We start from the raw sequence: 15351 nt of genomic DNA, 5'->3' as shown, positions 1-15351 counted from the left end.
AATCACCACGCAATCAACATGACAAAGGCCAGACACACGCAAAGCGTAAAGAGGGACAGATCCATTAACAGGGGATGCCAGATTTCGCCAGAATAGATCCAGTCGCGTAGCAGGCGATGAACAACTAGCCAGAGGATAAATCCTGCAACAAACGCCTTGAAAATAGGGGGGAAGTAGACAGATGCTCCGATCATTAAATCTTGTAGGGGCAATCCTGTTGCATTAAACATAAACTTCACGGGCAAAATCCTTGGCGAAAAGAGCGTTGCTATAGGTTTAGCAAAAAAAGGGACAATGTGTCTCTGTAACGCATAATGTCTGAAAAAATGTCATCCGGTAAGCAAATTTGGCAATACATTTGTTTTGGGAATACAAATGCTGCACACTATTCTAAAATCAGCACAATAACTTAGCAAGCTAATTATAAGGAGATGAAATTGGAATCGCCATTAGGTTCTGATCTGGCACGGTTGGTGCGCATTTGGCGTGCTCTGATTGACCATCGCCTGAAACCTCTGGAGTTGACGCAGACGCATTGGGTTACGCTGCACAACATTCATCAGTTGCCACCGGATCAATCACAGATTCAACTGGCTAAAGCGATTGGTATTGAGCAGCCTTCATTGGTGCGTACACTCGACCAGTTAGAAGAAAAGGGACTCATTTCACGACAGACTTGCGCCAGCGATCGTCGGGCAAAGAGAATTAAATTAACGGAGAAGGCCGAACCGCTGATTGCTGATATGGAAGCGGTTATCAATAAAACGCGCGGCGAAATTCTGGAAGGGATTTCCGCTGAGGAAATTGATCTGCTGATAAAACTGGTCGCCAGACTGGAACACAATATCATTGAACTGCAGTCGCAGGGCTAAAGCGATCAAAACGACGTGTGGCCAGAGGCTGACCACACGTGAATTCGATTAACGTGGAGACACGGTAACCTGGCTACCATTGTTAGCCATAACAACGCGCTGACCCGCAGAGAATTTGGTCGCACCCTGCTTCTGAACCACCATAATGGTATTACCGTCATCCTTACGAATTTCCAGTTCTACGCCCTGGGTTTTATTCATCGCGCCTTGTACGCCCTGGCCTGCTACGCCACCAGCAACCGCACCTGCAGCTGTCGCTAATGAACGACCGGTACCGCCGCCTACGGTGTTACCGAGGAACCCACCCAGCACAGCACCACCAATAGCGCCAATCACGTTTGCGTCGTCACCACCCTGGATTTGCACCGGACGAACATGAACAATCGTACCGTAGGTAACGTTCTGAACTTGTTTCGCTTCGGATGCGGTATACACGTCACCGGAAAGGCTATCATTGTTAACGCAGCCCGCTAAAGATACGCCCATTAATGAAACAATCAGCACACGTTTAATCATTTACAAATCTCCTTTGTCACCACGAAACGCTAATAAAGCACTCCTCATGGCTAAATTATATGGCATTTGTGAGTCTAAGGTCACATGTTCTACTGGAACAATATGAAAATCTTAACCGAAATCGGGTTAACCGAGTATAAACGAATCATTCATCACGGTGATGGAATTTAGCGGTTACTGGAAAGATTAACCTGCAAAAATCATCAAGGAAGCATGGAATTAGTCGACACTTTATGGTGGAGTGTCAAGGCTAATTTGCTTAAAAGGATGACGTATGAAATCGGGCCGTTTTATCGGAGTGATGTCTGGAACCAGCCTTGATGGTGTGGATGTTGTGCTGGCGGCGATAGATGAAACGATGGTTGCGCAGCAGGCAAGTCTGACATGGCCCATCCCCGTTCATGTAAAACAGGCCATTCTGGATATTTGTCAGGGGCAGCAACTGACGCTTTCCCAATACGGTCAACTGGACACGCAGTTGGGGCGTTTGTTCGCTGATGCGGTGAACGCGTTGCTGCAGCAGGAAAAATTAAAACCGCAGGATATTGTCGCGATCGGCTGTCATGGGCAAACCGTGTGGCATGAACCGACAGGAATTGCGCCACACACGTTACAAATTGGTGATAACAACCAGATTGTAGCGCGTACCGGGGTAACGGTGGTCGGTGATTTTCGTCGGCGCGATATCGCGTTAGGTGGACAGGGGGCACCGCTGGTTCCAGCTTTTCATCAGGCGTTGCTGGCGCATCCAACGGAATGCCGGATGGTGTTAAATATTGGTGGTATTGCCAATCTGTCACTGCTCATTCCAAAACAACCGGTTCGGGGGTATGACACCGGCCCGGGCAATATGCTGATGGATGCGTGGATTTGGCGGCAATGTGGCCAACCTTATGATAAAGATGCACAGTGGGCCTGCTCGGGTACAGTGATCCTGCCACTGTTGCAAACGATGCTTAACGATCCGTATTTCTCTGCACCAGCGCCAAAGAGTACGGGGCGCGAATATTTCAATTATGGCTGGATTGAACGCCATCTGGCGCAGTTTCCGGGAATTCGCCCACGAGACGTACAGGCGACTTTGGCTGAACTGACGGCCGTGACGATTTCCGAGCAGGTCCTGTTGAGCGGTGGGTGTGAACGGTTGATGGTATGTGGCGGCGGTAGTCGCAATCCACTTCTTATGATGCGTCTGGCGGCGCTGCTGCCAGGGACGGAAGTGACCTCCACCGATGAAGCCGGGATCAGTGGTGATGATATGGAAGCGTTGGCCTTTGCCTGGCTGGCGTGGCGTACACTCGCGGGACTGCCGGGCAACCTGCCTTCGGTGACCGGCGCATCTGAGCCCAGCGTTTTAGGGGCTATTTTCCCCGCCAATCCACGAACTCAGAGTTAACTGAAATTATTTCAGGCGCTATACCGATAAACTAGGGATGTTAGGGAGGGTGTTTTTGCCCTCCGGGACCAGGAAAGTCTTCAGGAAATGGCTATGAAAAAATTGTTATTAGTGTGTCTGCCCGTATTGCTTACCGGTTGTAGTGTGTACAACCAATTTGTCGAGCGCATGCAAACGGATACGCTCGAATACCGCTGTGATGAAAAACCGCTTACCGTAAAATTGAACAATACCCGACAGGTGGCGAGCTTTGTTTATGATAATCAACTATTGAATCTCAAACAGGGTGTGTCGGCATCAGGTGCACGCTATACCGATGGTATCTACGTCTTCTGGTCTAAAGGCGACGAGGCAACGGTCTATAAACGAGACAGAATTGTGCTAAATAACTGTCAGTTACAGAACCCGAAGCGTTGAGATTTTCACCTGGGCGGCGCACAATAGCGTCACCCACTGACAATCCGTAGCCAACATCATGTCTGATAACGACGAATTGCAGCAAATCGCGCATCTGCGCCGTGAATACACGAAAGGTGGTCTTCGCCGCCGCGATCTTCCCGCCGAACCCCTTGCGCTGTTTGAGCGCTGGCTGGGGCAAGCCTGTGATGCCAAACTGGCAGACCCTACCGCTATGGTCGTCGCAACAGTCGATGAACACGGTCAGCCGTATCAGCGAATCGTGTTGCTCAAACATTATGATGACAAAGGGCTGGTGTTTTATACCAACATGGGCAGCCGTAAGGCGCACCAGATCGAGAACAACCCACGCATTAGCCTCTTGTTCCCCTGGCATACGCTGGAACGGCAGGTGATGGTCATCGGCAAGGCCGAACGCTTGTCCACTCTTGAGGTGGTAAAATATTTCCACAGTCGCCCGCGCGATAGCCAGATTGGCGCCTGGGTTTCTAAGCAGTCCAGTCGGATCTCCGCACGCGGAATTCTGGAAAGTAAGTTTCTTGAGCTGAAGCAGAAGTTTCAGCAAGGGGAAGTTCCGTTGCCGAGTTTCTGGGGCGGCTTTCGCGTGAGCATTGAACAAATGGAGTTCTGGCAGGGTGGTGAAAACCGTCTGCACGACCGTTTTTTATACCAACGTGAAGATGACGCGTGGAAAATTGACCGTCTGGCCCCCTAAAGATGCAAAATTCTTGTTTTAAGCGCTGGTGCTGATGAATCCGGCGCTTTATTCTATGTCTCTTTCGCATCAGGCGAAAAGTCGTGTACCGGCAAAGGTGCAGTCGTTTTATACATGGAGATTTTGATGGCAAGCAGTAACTTGATTAAACAATTGCAAGAGCGGGGGCTGGTGGCCCAGGTGACGGACGAGGAAGCGTTAGCAGAGCGACTGGCGCAAGGCCCGATCGCGCTCTATTGCGGCTTCGATCCTACCGCTGACAGCTTGCATTTGGGGCATCTGGTTCCATTGTTATGCCTGAAACGCTTCCAGCAGGCAGGCCATAAGCCTGTTGCGTTGGTGGGTGGTGCAACGGGTCTGATTGGCGATCCGAGCTTCAAAGCCGCCGAGCGTAAACTGAATACTGAAGATACCGTGCAGGAGTGGGTGGATAAAATCCGCAAACAGGTGGCACCGTTCCTCGATTTCGACTGTGGCGACAACTCGGCGATTGCTGCGAACAACTACGACTGGTTTGGCGGTATGAACGTACTGACTTTCCTGCGTGATATCGGCAAACACTTCTCCGTAAACCAGATGATCAACAAAGAAGCGGTTAAGCAGCGTCTGAACCGTGACGATCAGGGGATCTCCTTTACCGAGTTTTCTTACAACCTGCTGCAAGGTTATGATTTTGCCTGCCTGAATAAACTGCATGGCGTGGCATTGCAAATTGGCGGTTCTGACCAGTGGGGTAACATTACCTCGGGTATCGATCTGACCCGCCGTCTGCATCAGAATCAGGTATTTGGCCTGACGGTTCCGCTGATCACTAAAGCTGACGGTACCAAATTCGGTAAAACGGAAGGTGGCGCAGTTTGGCTGGATCCGAAGAAAACCAGCCCATACAAGTTCTACCAGTTCTGGATCAACACAGCTGACGCGGACGTATATCGCTTCCTGAAATTCTTCACTTTCATGGACATTGAAGAGATCAATGCGCTGGAAGAAGAAGATAAGAACAGCGGTAAAGCGCCGCGTGCCCAGTATGTTCTGGCTGAGCAGGTAACGCGTCTGGTTCACGGCGAAGAAGGTTTAGTGGCGGCGAAACGCATTACCGAAAGCCTGTTCAATGGTAACCTGAGCGACCTGAGCGAAGCGGACTTCGAACAGCTGGCACAGGATGGTGTACCGATGATTGAAATGGACAAGGGTGCCGACCTGATGCAGGCGCTGGTGGATTCTGAACTGCAGCCTTCTCGCGGTCAGGCGCGTAAGACCATTGCGTCTAATGCGGTCACCATTAATGGTGAGAAACAATCTGACCCGGAATATTTCTTCCAGGACAGTGATATTTTGTTCGGCCGCTACACCTTACTGCGCCGTGGCAAAAAGAACTACTGTCTGATTTGCTGGAAGTAAGTCAAAGTCAGCAGGGGCGTGGGAAACTACGCCCCTTTATTTTTTAGGGTTGTGGTAAGTAAAATGAAGAATATCCTCGCCATCCAGTCCCACGTTGTTTTTGGCCATGCCGGCAACAGTGCTGCCGAATTTCCGATGCGTCGTCTTGGCGCGAATGTCTGGCCGCTCAACACCGTTCAGTTTTCTAACCACACGCAGTACGGTAAATGGACCGGCTGTGTTATGCCACCCAGTCACCTGACTGAGATTGTTCAGGGCATTGCTGATATCGATAAACTTCAGACCTGCGATGCGGTGCTGAGTGGTTATCTGGGATCCGCTGAGCAGGGCGAGCATATTCTGGGTATTGTGCGCAAAGTGAAAGCGGCAAATCCCCAGGCGAAATTCTTTTGCGATCCAGTGATGGGTCATCCTGAAAAAGGGTGCATCGTGGCACCTGGCGTTGCGGAATTTCATGTTCGTCACGCACTTCCGGCCAGCGACATTATCGCGCCAAATCTGATTGAACTCGAAATTCTGTGCGAGCATGCGGTTAACAATGTTGATGAGGCGGTGCTGGCTGCCCGTGAACTGATTGCGCAGGGGCCGGAAATTGTGCTGGTTAAGCATCTTGCCCGTGCAGGCATGAGCGCAGATCGCTTTGAGATGCTGTTGGTCACCGCTGATCAGGCGTGGCATATCAGCCGTCCGCTTGTTGATTTTGGCTCACGCCAACCGGTTGGCGTTGGTGATGTCACCAGTGGCTTGCTGTTGGTTAAACTGTTGCAGGGGGCTTCATTGCAGCAGGCGCTGGAACATGTGACTGCGGCGGTGTACGAAATTATGATCGCCACCAAAGAGATGCAGGAGTATGAGCTGCAGGTGGTTGCCGCTCAGGATCGTATCGCGAAACCGGAACACTACTTTAGCGCTACTCAGCTGTAATCAATGTGCAATGGCGCTCACGCTTATCGGGCCTGGGTTTGGCTGTAGGCCGGGTAAGCGCAAGCGCTACCCGGCAACAACAATTAATTTAATCCTTCCGCTTTAAGCGCTGCGGCAACCGCCGGGCGTTCAGCCATCCGCGCCATATACGCCTCGATATGGCTTAATCCTGCCATATTCAACTTAACCGCATACGCCCAACGCAGTACGGTAAACAGATAGGCATCAGCAATGCTGAAGCGTGCGCCGCAAATCCACGGGTTGTCTTTCAGCGATTCGTTCACATACTGCATTTTTTTCTCAAGCAATGCGCGTACGGTTGGTTTGTACTCCTCTGGCGTGTCCGGGCGGAACAGTGGGGTAAAACCTTTATGTAGCTCTGTAGCAATATAGTTAAGCCATTCGATAGTTTTGTAGCGGGAGAGACTGCTGGTAGGGGCCAGGAGATGACGGTCTGGAACGGTATCTGCCAGATATTGCATGATGGCGACGCCTTCGGTCAGTAGTGTACCATCATCCAGCAACAGTGCGGGAACTTGTCCTTTCGGGTTTACCGCGAAAAAATCGTCGCCGTTTTCCAGGCGTTTCTTCATCAGATCAACACCATCCAGAGTGAAATCTTTACCGCTCTCACGAAGTGTGATGTGGGAAGCGAGAGAACAAGCGCCCGGTTTGTAGAACAGTTTCATCGGTAACTCCTTTTGGCTGAGGTATACCGTATGGTAGTGCTACCTGGAGCAAAAAAAAAGCCGCTAACAACAGTTAGCGGCCTGAAATTAAGTTTCCCTGAGAATTACGCTGTTGCGGCCTTAGCGGCTTTCTCATCGGCTTCGTCGTCCTGAGTCATACGATTCAGTTTCGGTGCCGTCAGCAGCATCAGAACAGCGATAACCGCCGTTGCAACACCAATCTGCAGGAACACGCGCCCGTAGACTTCCAAAGACATCAGCGGATCGGTCACATTCTCCGGAACCGCCATCATGTTAGCCACGTAACCACCGATGATGTTTGCACCGGCAGTGGTCAGGAACCAGCTACCCATAATGAAGCCCATCAGACGCTGTGGAACCAACTGTGCCACCATCGCCAGGCCCAGACCAGAAATCATCAGTTCACCGATACTTTGCAGACCGTAGCAGATGATCAGCCAGTTAACAGAAACGATGCCCGCATCGGTCGCGAATTTAGCGCCCAGCGGCAGGATCAGGAACGCACCGGAACACAGCACCATACCAATCGCAAATTTGGTTGGCATCGGCAGCGTATCGCCCATCTTGTTATAGATAGCGGCGAGGATTGGGCTACCAATGATGATCCAGAACGGGTTCAGCGCCTGGTACTGTTCAGGTTCGAAAGCAATGCCAAGAATAGAGTGCTCAACGTTACGAATCGCAAAGAAGTTCAGTGAGGTCGGCATCTGGCTGTACAGCACGAAGAAGATAATCGCTTCCAGCATCAGAATGAAGGCGACGATCATTTTACGACGGGCAGCACCGTGCATGGTGAAGGCTTCTTTACCGAAGATAAATACGATACCGATAGCAATTACACCCAGAACCATACGTGCGATCTGCTGGTTGTGCAGCAGCCAGGTCGCAATCGCGATCAGCACCACAACGCCAACGATAGTCAGCAGCAGGTTACGGAAGTTGATCGGCTCAAAGTCAGGCTTGGAACCGTACTGTTTAACCCAGCGCTGGCAGAAGGCGAAGTTAACAACGGTGATCAGCATACCTACAACGCTCAGGGCGAACGCGGTGCTCCAACCATAACGCGCTGCCAGCCACGGTGTTGCCAGCATAGAGAAGAATGAGCCGATGTTGACGGACATGTAGTACATGGTGAATGCACCATCAAGACGCGGGTCATCTTTGGCATAGCAGGTAGAAAGCAGGGAAGATGGGTTCGCTTTAAACAGGCCGTTACCGACCGCGATGGCTGCCATACCCATATAAACGATACCCGCATCGTGACCAGACCATGCAACCAGCGCATAACCAATGGCCAGGACAACGGCACCCAGCATAATGACGCGTTTTGTACCCAGAACTTTATCACCTAACCAGCCACCAATGGCAACAAGGCCATACACCAGGGCGCTAAAGGAGGAGAAAAGGGTGATGGAATCCGCTTCTGACATACCCAGTTGCTTCACCAGGTAGACGGCCATAATCCCTTGCAGGCCGTAATAACCAAAACGTTCCCATAGCTCAATTGAGAAAATGAGATAGAACGCTTTTGGTTGTTTGAAGGCGTTTAAACTGACGCTTTCTGTTGGTTTATTGTTTGCAGTAGACACTTTTACCTCTTTTTTTACATCCCATATCAACGGGGGTGTTCTGGTACGTGATGAGTCAAGTTCATCCGTCCGATTGTTATAGTGGGAGGGGAAACGGCAAGTAATGTTCACTATCTTGACCATTCAGACAAGGGGTTTGTAATAATCTGTTACATATAACTCAGATGGTGAAATCGTCGGGGCTGAGAAATGTTATCCAGCGTTAAATTTCTTCATATGGAGAATGGCAGATTTTTACACTGTCAGGATGGGGTTAAAATGGGAATGTGGCGATATGTTCTGCTATTTTGGCTTGAAGGTAGTGATATGGTCCATTATCTGAAAAATAGCCAGTGTAATGTTTTGTATCGAAACGAACCTGTCAGGTCATCTGATTGTCATTTTAACTACAAAATAATAAATATTTTACATAATGTTATCAGGGTGATCTTGATCACGGATGGATAGAAATTTCTACTATTAAAAAAACGATTAACCTACTCAGGTGTTAGTTCACAAGAATATTACATCAGATATGCAGGAAGGTACGGCATCATTGTCGGGAAATTAACGATTGAGAAGTGCATAACTAATCGTTATGAAATAGGGGCCAGCGTTATGGCCCCATGTTGTCAGATATCGACTTTTTCTTTGAATTCGCAAAGATCTTCGATAATGCAGGAACCGCAACGTGGTTTTCTGGCTATGCAGGTGTAGCGACCATGAAGAATTAACCAGTGGTGGCAATCGACTTTAAATTCACTGGGGACGACTTTCAGCAGTTTCTCTTCGACCTGTTCGACGTTTTTACCTGGGGCAAATTGTGTCCGGTTACATACCCGGAAAATGTGGGTATCTACGGCAATCGTTGGCCAGCCGAAGGCGGTATTTAACACTACATTCGCCGTCTTGCGCCCAACGCCAGGCAGGGCTTCTAATGCGGCTCTGTCTTCCGGAACCTCGCCATTGTGCTTTTCCAGTAAAATGCGGCAGGTTTTAATCACGTTCTCCGCTTTGCTGTTAAACAAACCGATTGTCTTGATGTAGGACTTAACACCTTCAACGCCGAGTTCCAGCATCGCGGCAGGCGTATTAGCGACGGGGTAAAGCTTAGCTGTTGCTTTATTGACGCTGACATCGGTGGCCTGCGCGGAGAGCAAGACCGAAATCAGCAGTTCAAACGGTGATGTAAAATTAAGCTCGGTTGTCGGATGCGGATTGTTATCACGCAGGCGCGTCAGTATTTCCAGCCGTTTTGCTTTGTTCATTACACATTCCCTGTTTCACCCGCCGGGTCTGCTGCCATAGCGGCCTCGGCACGACGCTTCTTCATCTTTTCATCAATCAGATACTTAACAGCCAGCATCAGCCCCAGGCCAATGAATGCACCCGGCGGTAGCATGGCCAGCAGAAATGGTGTGTCAGTATGGAAGATCTCCACGCGCAGGACTTTGGCCCAATTGCCCAGCAGTCCGTCTGCGCCGTCGAACAATGTACCGTTACCTATGATTTCACGCAGCGATCCGAGAACAAACATGGCGCCGGTCGCCCCCATGCCAATAGAAAAACCATCGAGCGCGGATAAAGCAGGGCCCTTTTTAGCGGCGAAGGCTTCTGCGCGGCCAACAACAATACAGTTGGTCACAATTAAGGGGATAAAGATACCCAGAGACTGATACAGGCCAAAGGCGTAGGCATTGATAAGCATTTGTACCGCACTCACTACGGAGGCGATGATCATGACATAAATGGGAATACGGATTTCGGGCGGTGTCCAGCGGCGTAGCGCTGAAATTGTCAGGTTTGTCAGGGTCAACACCAGCGTAGTCGCAAGCCCCAGACCTAACGCATTGGTTGCAGTAGAGGTAACGGCCAGCAACGGGCACATCCCGAGTAACTGTACAAGGGCGGAGTTATTTTTCCAAAGCCCCTGAACAATGACGTCTTTAATTTCGCTCATGGTTATTCTCCACAGGCGCTAAGTTGAGGAAGTTGCGCAGGCAGCGTCTGCGCATATAAACCGGCGCGTTTTACTGCATTCACTACCGCACGCGGCGTGATGGTTGCGCCCGTAAACTGGTCAAAGTCGCCGCCGTCTTTTTTCACCGCCCAGTGAGGGTCGTTCTCTGCACTAATCGTTTTGCCGCTAAAATGGGTTATCCAGTCTGACAGACGTAACTCGATTTTATCACCGAGGCCTGGTGTTTCATGATGTTCTGTTACCCGCGTACCCAGCACAGTACCGTTGAAATCTACACCAACCAGAAGTTGAATTGCGCCGGAATAACCATCGGGGGCCGTAGCCTCCAGAATTGCCGCAACCGGACGATCGTCCTGGCGGGCAATATACACTCGGTGGCTGCCTTTGCCTAACGCTGGCGCATCGACCAGATAACAACTCTCAGGCAAGTTATTATTGTAGCGTTCGCCAGGCAGAACCTGATCGAACAGTGCTTTTTGCTGCAGCGCGGCCTGTTCATCAATAGTGGACTTGGTTAATTGATTGATTGCCGCGGTTAACCCCGTCGAGCCCGCAGCAAACAGCGCCAGTGTAATACCGTGTTTACGAATCGTTTTCAGCATAGGGAGTCCTTAGCGATGTCCGTACACGCGAGGGCGAGTGTAATAATCAATCAGCGGAACCGTGATATTTGCCAGCAATACGGCAAAAGCCACACCATCAGGATAACCGCCAAAACTACGAATCAGCCAGACCAACAGACCCGCAAGCGCGCCAAAAATCAGGCGACCACGGTTGGTAGTTGATGCCGTAACGGGATCGGTAAGAATAAAGAATGCACCCAGCATGGTGGCGCCGGAAAGCAGGTGCAACTGCGGTGATGCCAGAGAGTCTGGCGAGAAAATCCAGCCTAAAGTGGCGCAAACAGCGAGCGATAGCAGGAAGCTCACCGGGATGTGCCAACGAATCGCTTTCTGCCATAACAACACGATGCCGCCCGCCAGCCAGGCAAGGTTAACCCACTGCCAACCCGCGCCCGCGAGCATGCCGCTGTAAATCGGATACTGCATCACCTGTTCAACGGTACGCCCTGCATGTAGTGACGTCTTAAAGGTATCGAGAGGCGTTGCCTGACTGATGCCGTCGATCCCTATACGGAGCGTGTTCATATCGCTGCCGCCAGCGGTATGTCCGGTAAAGATAACGTTTAAAGCATCAAAAAAGCCGGGCACCGTAGCGGCAATTTCATGCGGTGGCAGCCAGCTTGTCATCTGCACCGGGAATGAGATCAACAGCACGACATAACCAATCATTGCCGGATTAAATGGATTCTGCCCAAGACCGCCATACAGCTGCTTGGCAATGATAACGGCGAAGACGGTACCCAGGATCACCATCCACCACGGAGCCAGGGGAGGAATACTGACGGCAAGCAGCAACCCTGTAAGCAGGGCGGAGTTGTCTTTCAGGATCGCGGCAACGGGCTGTTTACGTAGTTTAAGCACGCCCGCTTCGGCGGCGATGGCACTGACCGATGCCAGCACTATCTGGAACAATGTACCCCAGCCGAAGAACCACCATTGAGCGGCAATTCCTGGTAATGCAGCAATCAGAACCAGCATCATGATACGCGATGTCTGACGCTGGTTATGGGTATAAGGGGAGCTAGCTATTCTGAATACCATTTATTCCTCGTTTACAACCTGCTGCTGTGCGGCTTTCTTTGCCTGAGCGCGAGCAATAGCGGCCGCAACGGCGGCTTTACGTGGATCAATCGGCTCGGCTGTTTCCGTTACTGCCTGCTGCTCAAGCTTGCGGGCTTTGGCACGGGCAATTGCGGCTTCGACGGCAGCTTTGCGCGGGTCAATCGGTTCGGTTGTTTCCGTGGCTGCCTGCTGCTCAAGCTTGCGGGCTTTGGCACGGGCAATTGCGGCTTCGACGGCGGCTTTGCGCGGATCAACCGGTTCGGTTGTTTCCGTAGCTGCCTGCTGCTCAAGCTTGCGGGCTTTGGCTCGGGCAATTGCGGCTTCGACGGCAGCCTTGCGCGGATCCGCACCCGCTCTGCTGTCCTCATCTTTTGACGGATTGTCAGTGCGTGCGGCGCGAGCCTGCGCTTTTCGCGCTTCACGTGCGGCAATCACTGCGCTGTTATCAGGTTTTTCACCTGCCTGAATGACAACCGGCTGCATAGCCTGGGCCTGTTTCTCTTTCACGCGAGCCAGTGCAGCAGCGATGGCATCATGATCTTTGGGCGCCGGTTGTACAGCTGCGTTTTTATGCCGCTCAAGACGCGCTGCTTTTTCACGTTCAAGGCGCGCCTGTCGGGCTTCAAATCGCGCTTTTGCTTCAGCCGCTCGTTTTTCTTCCTGACTAATGGCGTAAATCTCGGCTTTTTCCTGACGGAAATACTGCACCAGGGGAATGTTGCTTGGACATACCCAGGCGCAGGCACCGCATTCAATGCAGTCAGCAATGTTGTGGGTTGTCGCTTTATCATGCTGCTGGCCTTTACTGAACCAGTAAAGTTGCTGCGGCAGAAGATCGGCAGGGCAGGCATCGGCGCAGGCGCTACAGCGAATACAGCCTTTTTCTTCCTGCGGTTCACCCATTTCACTGGCAGAAGGCGCAAGCAGGCAGTTGCTGATCTTCACGATGGGAACATCCAGCCAGGGCAGGGTAAAGCCCATCAGCGGACCGCCCATGATCACCATCTGGTCAGCAGAAGGACAGAAACCTGCATCATTGAGCAGGTGACGAACAGGCGTGCCCAATCGCGCCCAAACGTTGCCCGGGCGGCTGACTGCTTCGCCCGTTAGCGTGACCACACGCTCGGTGATTGGCTCGCCGTCAATAACGGCCCGCTTGACAGCATAGGCAGTCCCCACGTTTTGCATCAGCACCCCGATATCGGAGGAACGTCCACCGTGAGGAACCTGTTTCCCGGTCAGGATTTGCGTCAGTTGTTTGGCACCGCCTGACGGGTATTTAGTGGGAATGACTCGTAAGCTGATATCGTGAGAATCAGCCAACACTGCGCGCAGCATGGAGATAGCCTGCGGTTTGTTATCTTCAATACCCAGCAGGACTTCGCGCGGTTGAAGAATATGAGCAAGTATGCGGATACCTTCGACCACCTGGGCCGCGCAATCTTGCATTAAGCGGTCATCGGCGGTGATGTAGGGTTCACATTCAGCGGCGTTGATGATCAGTGTTTCAATTTTATCACCGCCACCCTGCAATTTGACGCCGGTTGGAAAACCTGCGCCGCCGAGTCCGGCAACACCGAATTGGTGAATACGGGCTATGAGCTCTTCGCGGCTGCGGGCACGATAATTTGCCCAGCCGTCACGCTCAATCCAGCGATCTTCGCCGTCCGCATCAATGATGACGCTAAGTTCAGCTAAAGCCGAAGGATGCGCGGTAGAGTGCGGGGCAATGGCAACAACGGTGCCGGAGGTCGGGGCGTGTACGGGCAACATTCTACCGCGCCCACGGGTTAGCGCCTGACCACGCAGCACGGTGTCGCCCACATTGACACACAGTTCACCTTCAGCGCCAATATGCTGCTTCAACGGAATAATAAAGCGCGGAGCCAGCGGAACCTGCCGCAGCGGTGTCCCGTTAGACTGGGTTTTCATTTCAGGTGGGTGAATGCCGCCATCAAAGTCCCAGATTTTATTTTTTCTGAATGCGGAGAATAACTTAAGCATGTTGTTCCACAGGAATGATGCGCACAGGAATAGTGTTTAAATCCCACTTCCAGCTGTCAGGTGTCTCGGCGACCGGGCGTAATTCGATACATTGGGTCGGGCACGGATCAACGCACAAATTGCATCCGGTGCACAGATCGCTCATCACCGTGTGCATGGCACGCGTAGCGCCCACGATGGCATCGACCGGGCAGGCCTGAATGCATTTTGTGCAGCCGATACAGTTATTTTCATCAATCACCGCCAGCATACGAACGGGGGTAGCGTCCTGCTCATCACCATCAATAGGTTGCGGATCGACGTTCAACAGGGTCGCAATTTTTAGCATCACCGCTTCGCCACCAGGGGCGCATCGGTTGATTTTTTCGCCCTGACAGCCAATAGCTTCAGCATAAGGACGGCAGCCCGGATAACCGCACTGCCCACACTGGCTTTGCGGGAGAATTTCATCAATTTTCTCCACGACTGGATCATCCTCGACGGCAAATCGACGAGAGGCATAACCCAAAATAGCGCCGAACGCCAGACCCAGCAGACTCACTGCGGCAACGGCAATCCAGATAGCATTCATTACAACTTCACCAAACCACTAAAGCCCATAAAGGCCAAAGACATTAAACCAGCGGTAATCAGCGCAATCGCATTACCGCGGAAGGGGGCAGGAACGTCTGCCACGGCGAGGCGTTCGCGAATTGCGGCGAACAGAACCATCACCAGTGAGAAGCCGACGGCGGCGGAAAAACCGTACAGCGCCGACTGTAAAAAATTATGCCCGAGGTTGATGTTCAGCAACGCTACACCTAATACCGCGCAGTTAGTGGTGATCAGCGGTAAGAAGATCCCCAGTAGGCGATACAGCGCAGGGCTGGTTTTGCGTACAACCATCTCGGTAAATTGTACCACCACGGCGATGACCAGAATGAAGGCCAGCGTGCGCAGGTAGATGAGATCGAGCGGGATGAGGATCCAGGTGTCAATCAGCCATGCGCAAATGGATGCCAGCGTCATTACAAAGGTCGTGGCGAGGCCCATACCCATTGCGGTTTCCAGTTTTTTGGAAACGCCCATAAAGGGGCATAAGCCCAGAAACTTGACCAGTACAAAGTTATTGACCAGTACAGTTCCGACAAACAGCAGCAGGTAATCAGTCATTTTTCGGCCT

The 15351-nt window shown here is 51.7% G+C and carries 17 protein-coding genes; 6 read left to right on the top strand and 11 right to left on the bottom strand.

The window, feature by feature from the left end; translation table 11 throughout:
- Positions 1-2: 2 nt before the first annotated feature.
- Positions 3-239 (bottom strand): DUF1656 domain-containing protein, encoded by a 237-nt coding sequence (locus tag OGY19_RS14625; protein WP_005127177.1) that lies wholly within the window; start codon positions 237-239, stop codon positions 3-5.
- 192 nt (positions 240-431) lie between these two features.
- On the opposite strand from OGY19_RS14625, the gene slyA reads away from it, so the two are divergent.
- On the top strand, positions 432-872 hold the full coding sequence (gene slyA, locus OGY19_RS14620; RefSeq protein WP_019076732.1) for a transcriptional regulator SlyA: 441 nt from the start codon (positions 432-434) through the stop codon (positions 870-872).
- 48 nt (positions 873-920) lie between these two features.
- On the opposite strand, the gene slyB is transcribed toward slyA, so the two are convergent.
- The gene (slyB, locus tag OGY19_RS14615) at positions 921-1388 is read right to left on the bottom strand and encodes an outer membrane lipoprotein SlyB (protein WP_003029175.1); all 468 of its coding nucleotides are present in this window, start codon (positions 1386-1388) and stop codon (positions 921-923) included.
- Between the two features lie 274 nt (positions 1389-1662).
- Here slyB and anmK point away from each other — a divergent pair, with 274 nt between their 5' ends.
- The 5 genes from anmK (at position 1663) to pdxY (ending at position 6241) form a co-directional block, all read left to right on the top strand.
- On the top strand, positions 1663-2784 hold the full coding sequence (anmK, locus tag OGY19_RS14610) for an anhydro-N-acetylmuramic acid kinase (RefSeq protein ID WP_115602083.1): 1122 nt from the start codon (positions 1663-1665) through the stop codon (positions 2782-2784).
- A gap of 87 nt (positions 2785-2871) precedes the next feature.
- Entirely contained in the window at positions 2872-3201 is a 330-nt protein-coding gene (gene mliC / locus OGY19_RS14605; RefSeq protein WP_086523662.1) for a C-type lysozyme inhibitor, read from the top strand.
- Positions 3202-3259: 58 nt separating this feature from the next.
- The gene (gene pdxH, locus OGY19_RS14600; protein WP_048211753.1) at positions 3260-3916 is read left to right on the top strand and encodes a pyridoxamine 5'-phosphate oxidase; all 657 of its coding nucleotides are present in this window, start codon (positions 3260-3262) and stop codon (positions 3914-3916) included.
- Positions 3917-4042: 126 nt separating this feature from the next.
- Positions 4043-5317, top strand: a complete 1275-nt coding sequence (gene tyrS / locus OGY19_RS14595; RefSeq protein ID WP_020996426.1) for a tyrosine--tRNA ligase — start codon at positions 4043-4045, stop codon at positions 5315-5317.
- Positions 5318-5380: 63 nt separating this feature from the next.
- Positions 5381-6241, top strand: coding sequence for a pyridoxal kinase PdxY (pdxY, locus tag OGY19_RS14590; RefSeq protein WP_048211752.1), 861 nt, complete (start codon positions 5381-5383; stop codon positions 6239-6241).
- Positions 6242-6324: 83 nt separating this feature from the next.
- Here the strand turns inward: pdxY and gstA are convergent, their stop codons facing one another.
- From gstA to rsxA, 9 genes are all read right to left on the bottom strand, one after another.
- On the bottom strand, positions 6325-6930 hold the full coding sequence (gstA, locus tag OGY19_RS14585) for a glutathione transferase GstA (protein ID WP_048211751.1): 606 nt from the start codon (positions 6928-6930) through the stop codon (positions 6325-6327).
- Between the two features lie 104 nt (positions 6931-7034).
- Complete coding sequence (gene dtpA / locus OGY19_RS14580; RefSeq protein WP_048211750.1) at positions 7035-8540, bottom strand: dipeptide/tripeptide permease DtpA; 1506 nt, start codon at positions 8538-8540, stop codon at positions 7035-7037.
- A 611-nt stretch (positions 8541-9151) separates the two neighbouring features.
- Positions 9152-9787 carry an endonuclease III gene (nth, locus tag OGY19_RS14575; RefSeq protein WP_048211749.1) on the bottom strand — a complete coding sequence of 212 codons (636 nt, stop codon included), beginning with the start codon at positions 9785-9787 and terminating at the stop codon, positions 9152-9154.
- Complete coding sequence (locus tag OGY19_RS14570; protein ID WP_048211748.1) at positions 9787-10479, bottom strand: electron transport complex subunit E; 693 nt, start codon at positions 10477-10479, stop codon at positions 9787-9789. Before OGY19_RS14570 ends, nth begins: the two co-directional genes overlap by 1 nt.
- A gap of 2 nt (positions 10480-10481) precedes the next feature.
- Positions 10482-11102: an electron transport complex subunit RsxG gene (rsxG, locus tag OGY19_RS14565; RefSeq protein WP_048211747.1), complete on the bottom strand. Its 621-nt coding sequence runs from the start codon at positions 11100-11102 to the stop codon at positions 10482-10484.
- A 9-nt stretch (positions 11103-11111) separates the two neighbouring features.
- On the bottom strand, positions 11112-12164 hold the full coding sequence (rsxD, locus tag OGY19_RS14560; RefSeq protein ID WP_101742540.1) for an electron transport complex subunit RsxD: 1053 nt from the start codon (positions 12162-12164) through the stop codon (positions 11112-11114).
- A complete protein-coding gene (rsxC, locus tag OGY19_RS14555) occupies positions 12165-14189 on the bottom strand; it encodes an electron transport complex subunit RsxC (protein ID WP_115602082.1) in 2025 nt (674 codons plus the stop codon).
- Positions 14182-14760: an electron transport complex subunit RsxB gene (rsxB, locus tag OGY19_RS14550; protein WP_005121200.1), complete on the bottom strand. Its 579-nt coding sequence runs from the start codon at positions 14758-14760 to the stop codon at positions 14182-14184. The genes rsxC and rsxB overlap by 8 nt, the downstream gene beginning before the upstream one ends.
- Positions 14760-15341 carry an electron transport complex subunit RsxA gene (gene rsxA, locus OGY19_RS14545; protein WP_005121199.1) on the bottom strand — a complete coding sequence of 194 codons (582 nt, stop codon included), beginning with the start codon at positions 15339-15341 and terminating at the stop codon, positions 14760-14762. The genes rsxB and rsxA overlap by 1 nt, the downstream gene beginning before the upstream one ends.
- Positions 15342-15351 lie beyond the last annotated feature (10 nt).

The sequence above is a fragment of the Citrobacter sp. Cy070 genome, from assembly GCF_030332245.1.
Classification (GTDB): domain Bacteria; phylum Pseudomonadota; class Gammaproteobacteria; order Enterobacterales; family Enterobacteriaceae; genus Citrobacter; species Citrobacter youngae.
This window is presented reverse-complemented; position numbering and strand designations above follow the sequence as displayed.

Bases quoted from the DNA above. Each gene is read 5' to 3' on its own strand.
- slyA (WP_019076732.1), top strand. From the start codon at position 432: ATGAAATTGGAATCGCCATTAGGTTCTGATCTGGCACGGTTGGTGCGC.
- slyB (WP_003029175.1), bottom strand. From the start codon at position 1,388: ATGATTAAACGTGTGCTGATTGTTTCATTAATGGGCGTATCTTTAGCG.
- anmK (WP_115602083.1), top strand. From the start codon at position 1,663: ATGAAATCGGGCCGTTTTATCGGAGTGATGTCTGGAACCAGCCTTGAT.
- mliC (WP_086523662.1), top strand. From the start codon at position 2,872: ATGGCTATGAAAAAATTGTTATTAGTGTGTCTGCCCGTATTGCTTACC.
- pdxH (WP_048211753.1), top strand. From the start codon at position 3,260: ATGTCTGATAACGACGAATTGCAGCAAATCGCGCATCTGCGCCGTGAA.
- tyrS (WP_020996426.1), top strand. From the start codon at position 4,043: ATGGCAAGCAGTAACTTGATTAAACAATTGCAAGAGCGGGGGCTGGTG.
- pdxY (WP_048211752.1), top strand. From the start codon at position 5,381: ATGAAGAATATCCTCGCCATCCAGTCCCACGTTGTTTTTGGCCATGCC.
- gstA (WP_048211751.1), bottom strand. From the start codon at position 6,930: ATGAAACTGTTCTACAAACCGGGCGCTTGTTCTCTCGCTTCCCACATC.
- nth (WP_048211749.1), bottom strand. From the start codon at position 9,787: ATGAACAAAGCAAAACGGCTGGAAATACTGACGCGCCTGCGTGATAAC.
- OGY19_RS14570 (WP_048211748.1), bottom strand. From the start codon at position 10,479: ATGAGCGAAATTAAAGACGTCATTGTTCAGGGGCTTTGGAAAAATAAC.
- rsxG (WP_048211747.1), bottom strand. From the start codon at position 11,102: ATGCTGAAAACGATTCGTAAACACGGTATTACACTGGCGCTGTTTGCT.
- rsxD (WP_101742540.1), bottom strand. From the start codon at position 12,164: ATGGTATTCAGAATAGCTAGCTCCCCTTATACCCATAACCAGCGTCAG.
- rsxC (WP_115602082.1), bottom strand. From the start codon at position 14,189: ATGCTTAAGTTATTCTCCGCATTCAGAAAAAATAAAATCTGGGACTTT.
- rsxB (WP_005121200.1), bottom strand. From the start codon at position 14,760: ATGAATGCTATCTGGATTGCCGTTGCCGCAGTGAGTCTGCTGGGTCTG.
- rsxA (WP_005121199.1), bottom strand. From the start codon at position 15,341: ATGACTGATTACCTGCTGCTGTTTGTCGGAACTGTACTGGTCAATAAC.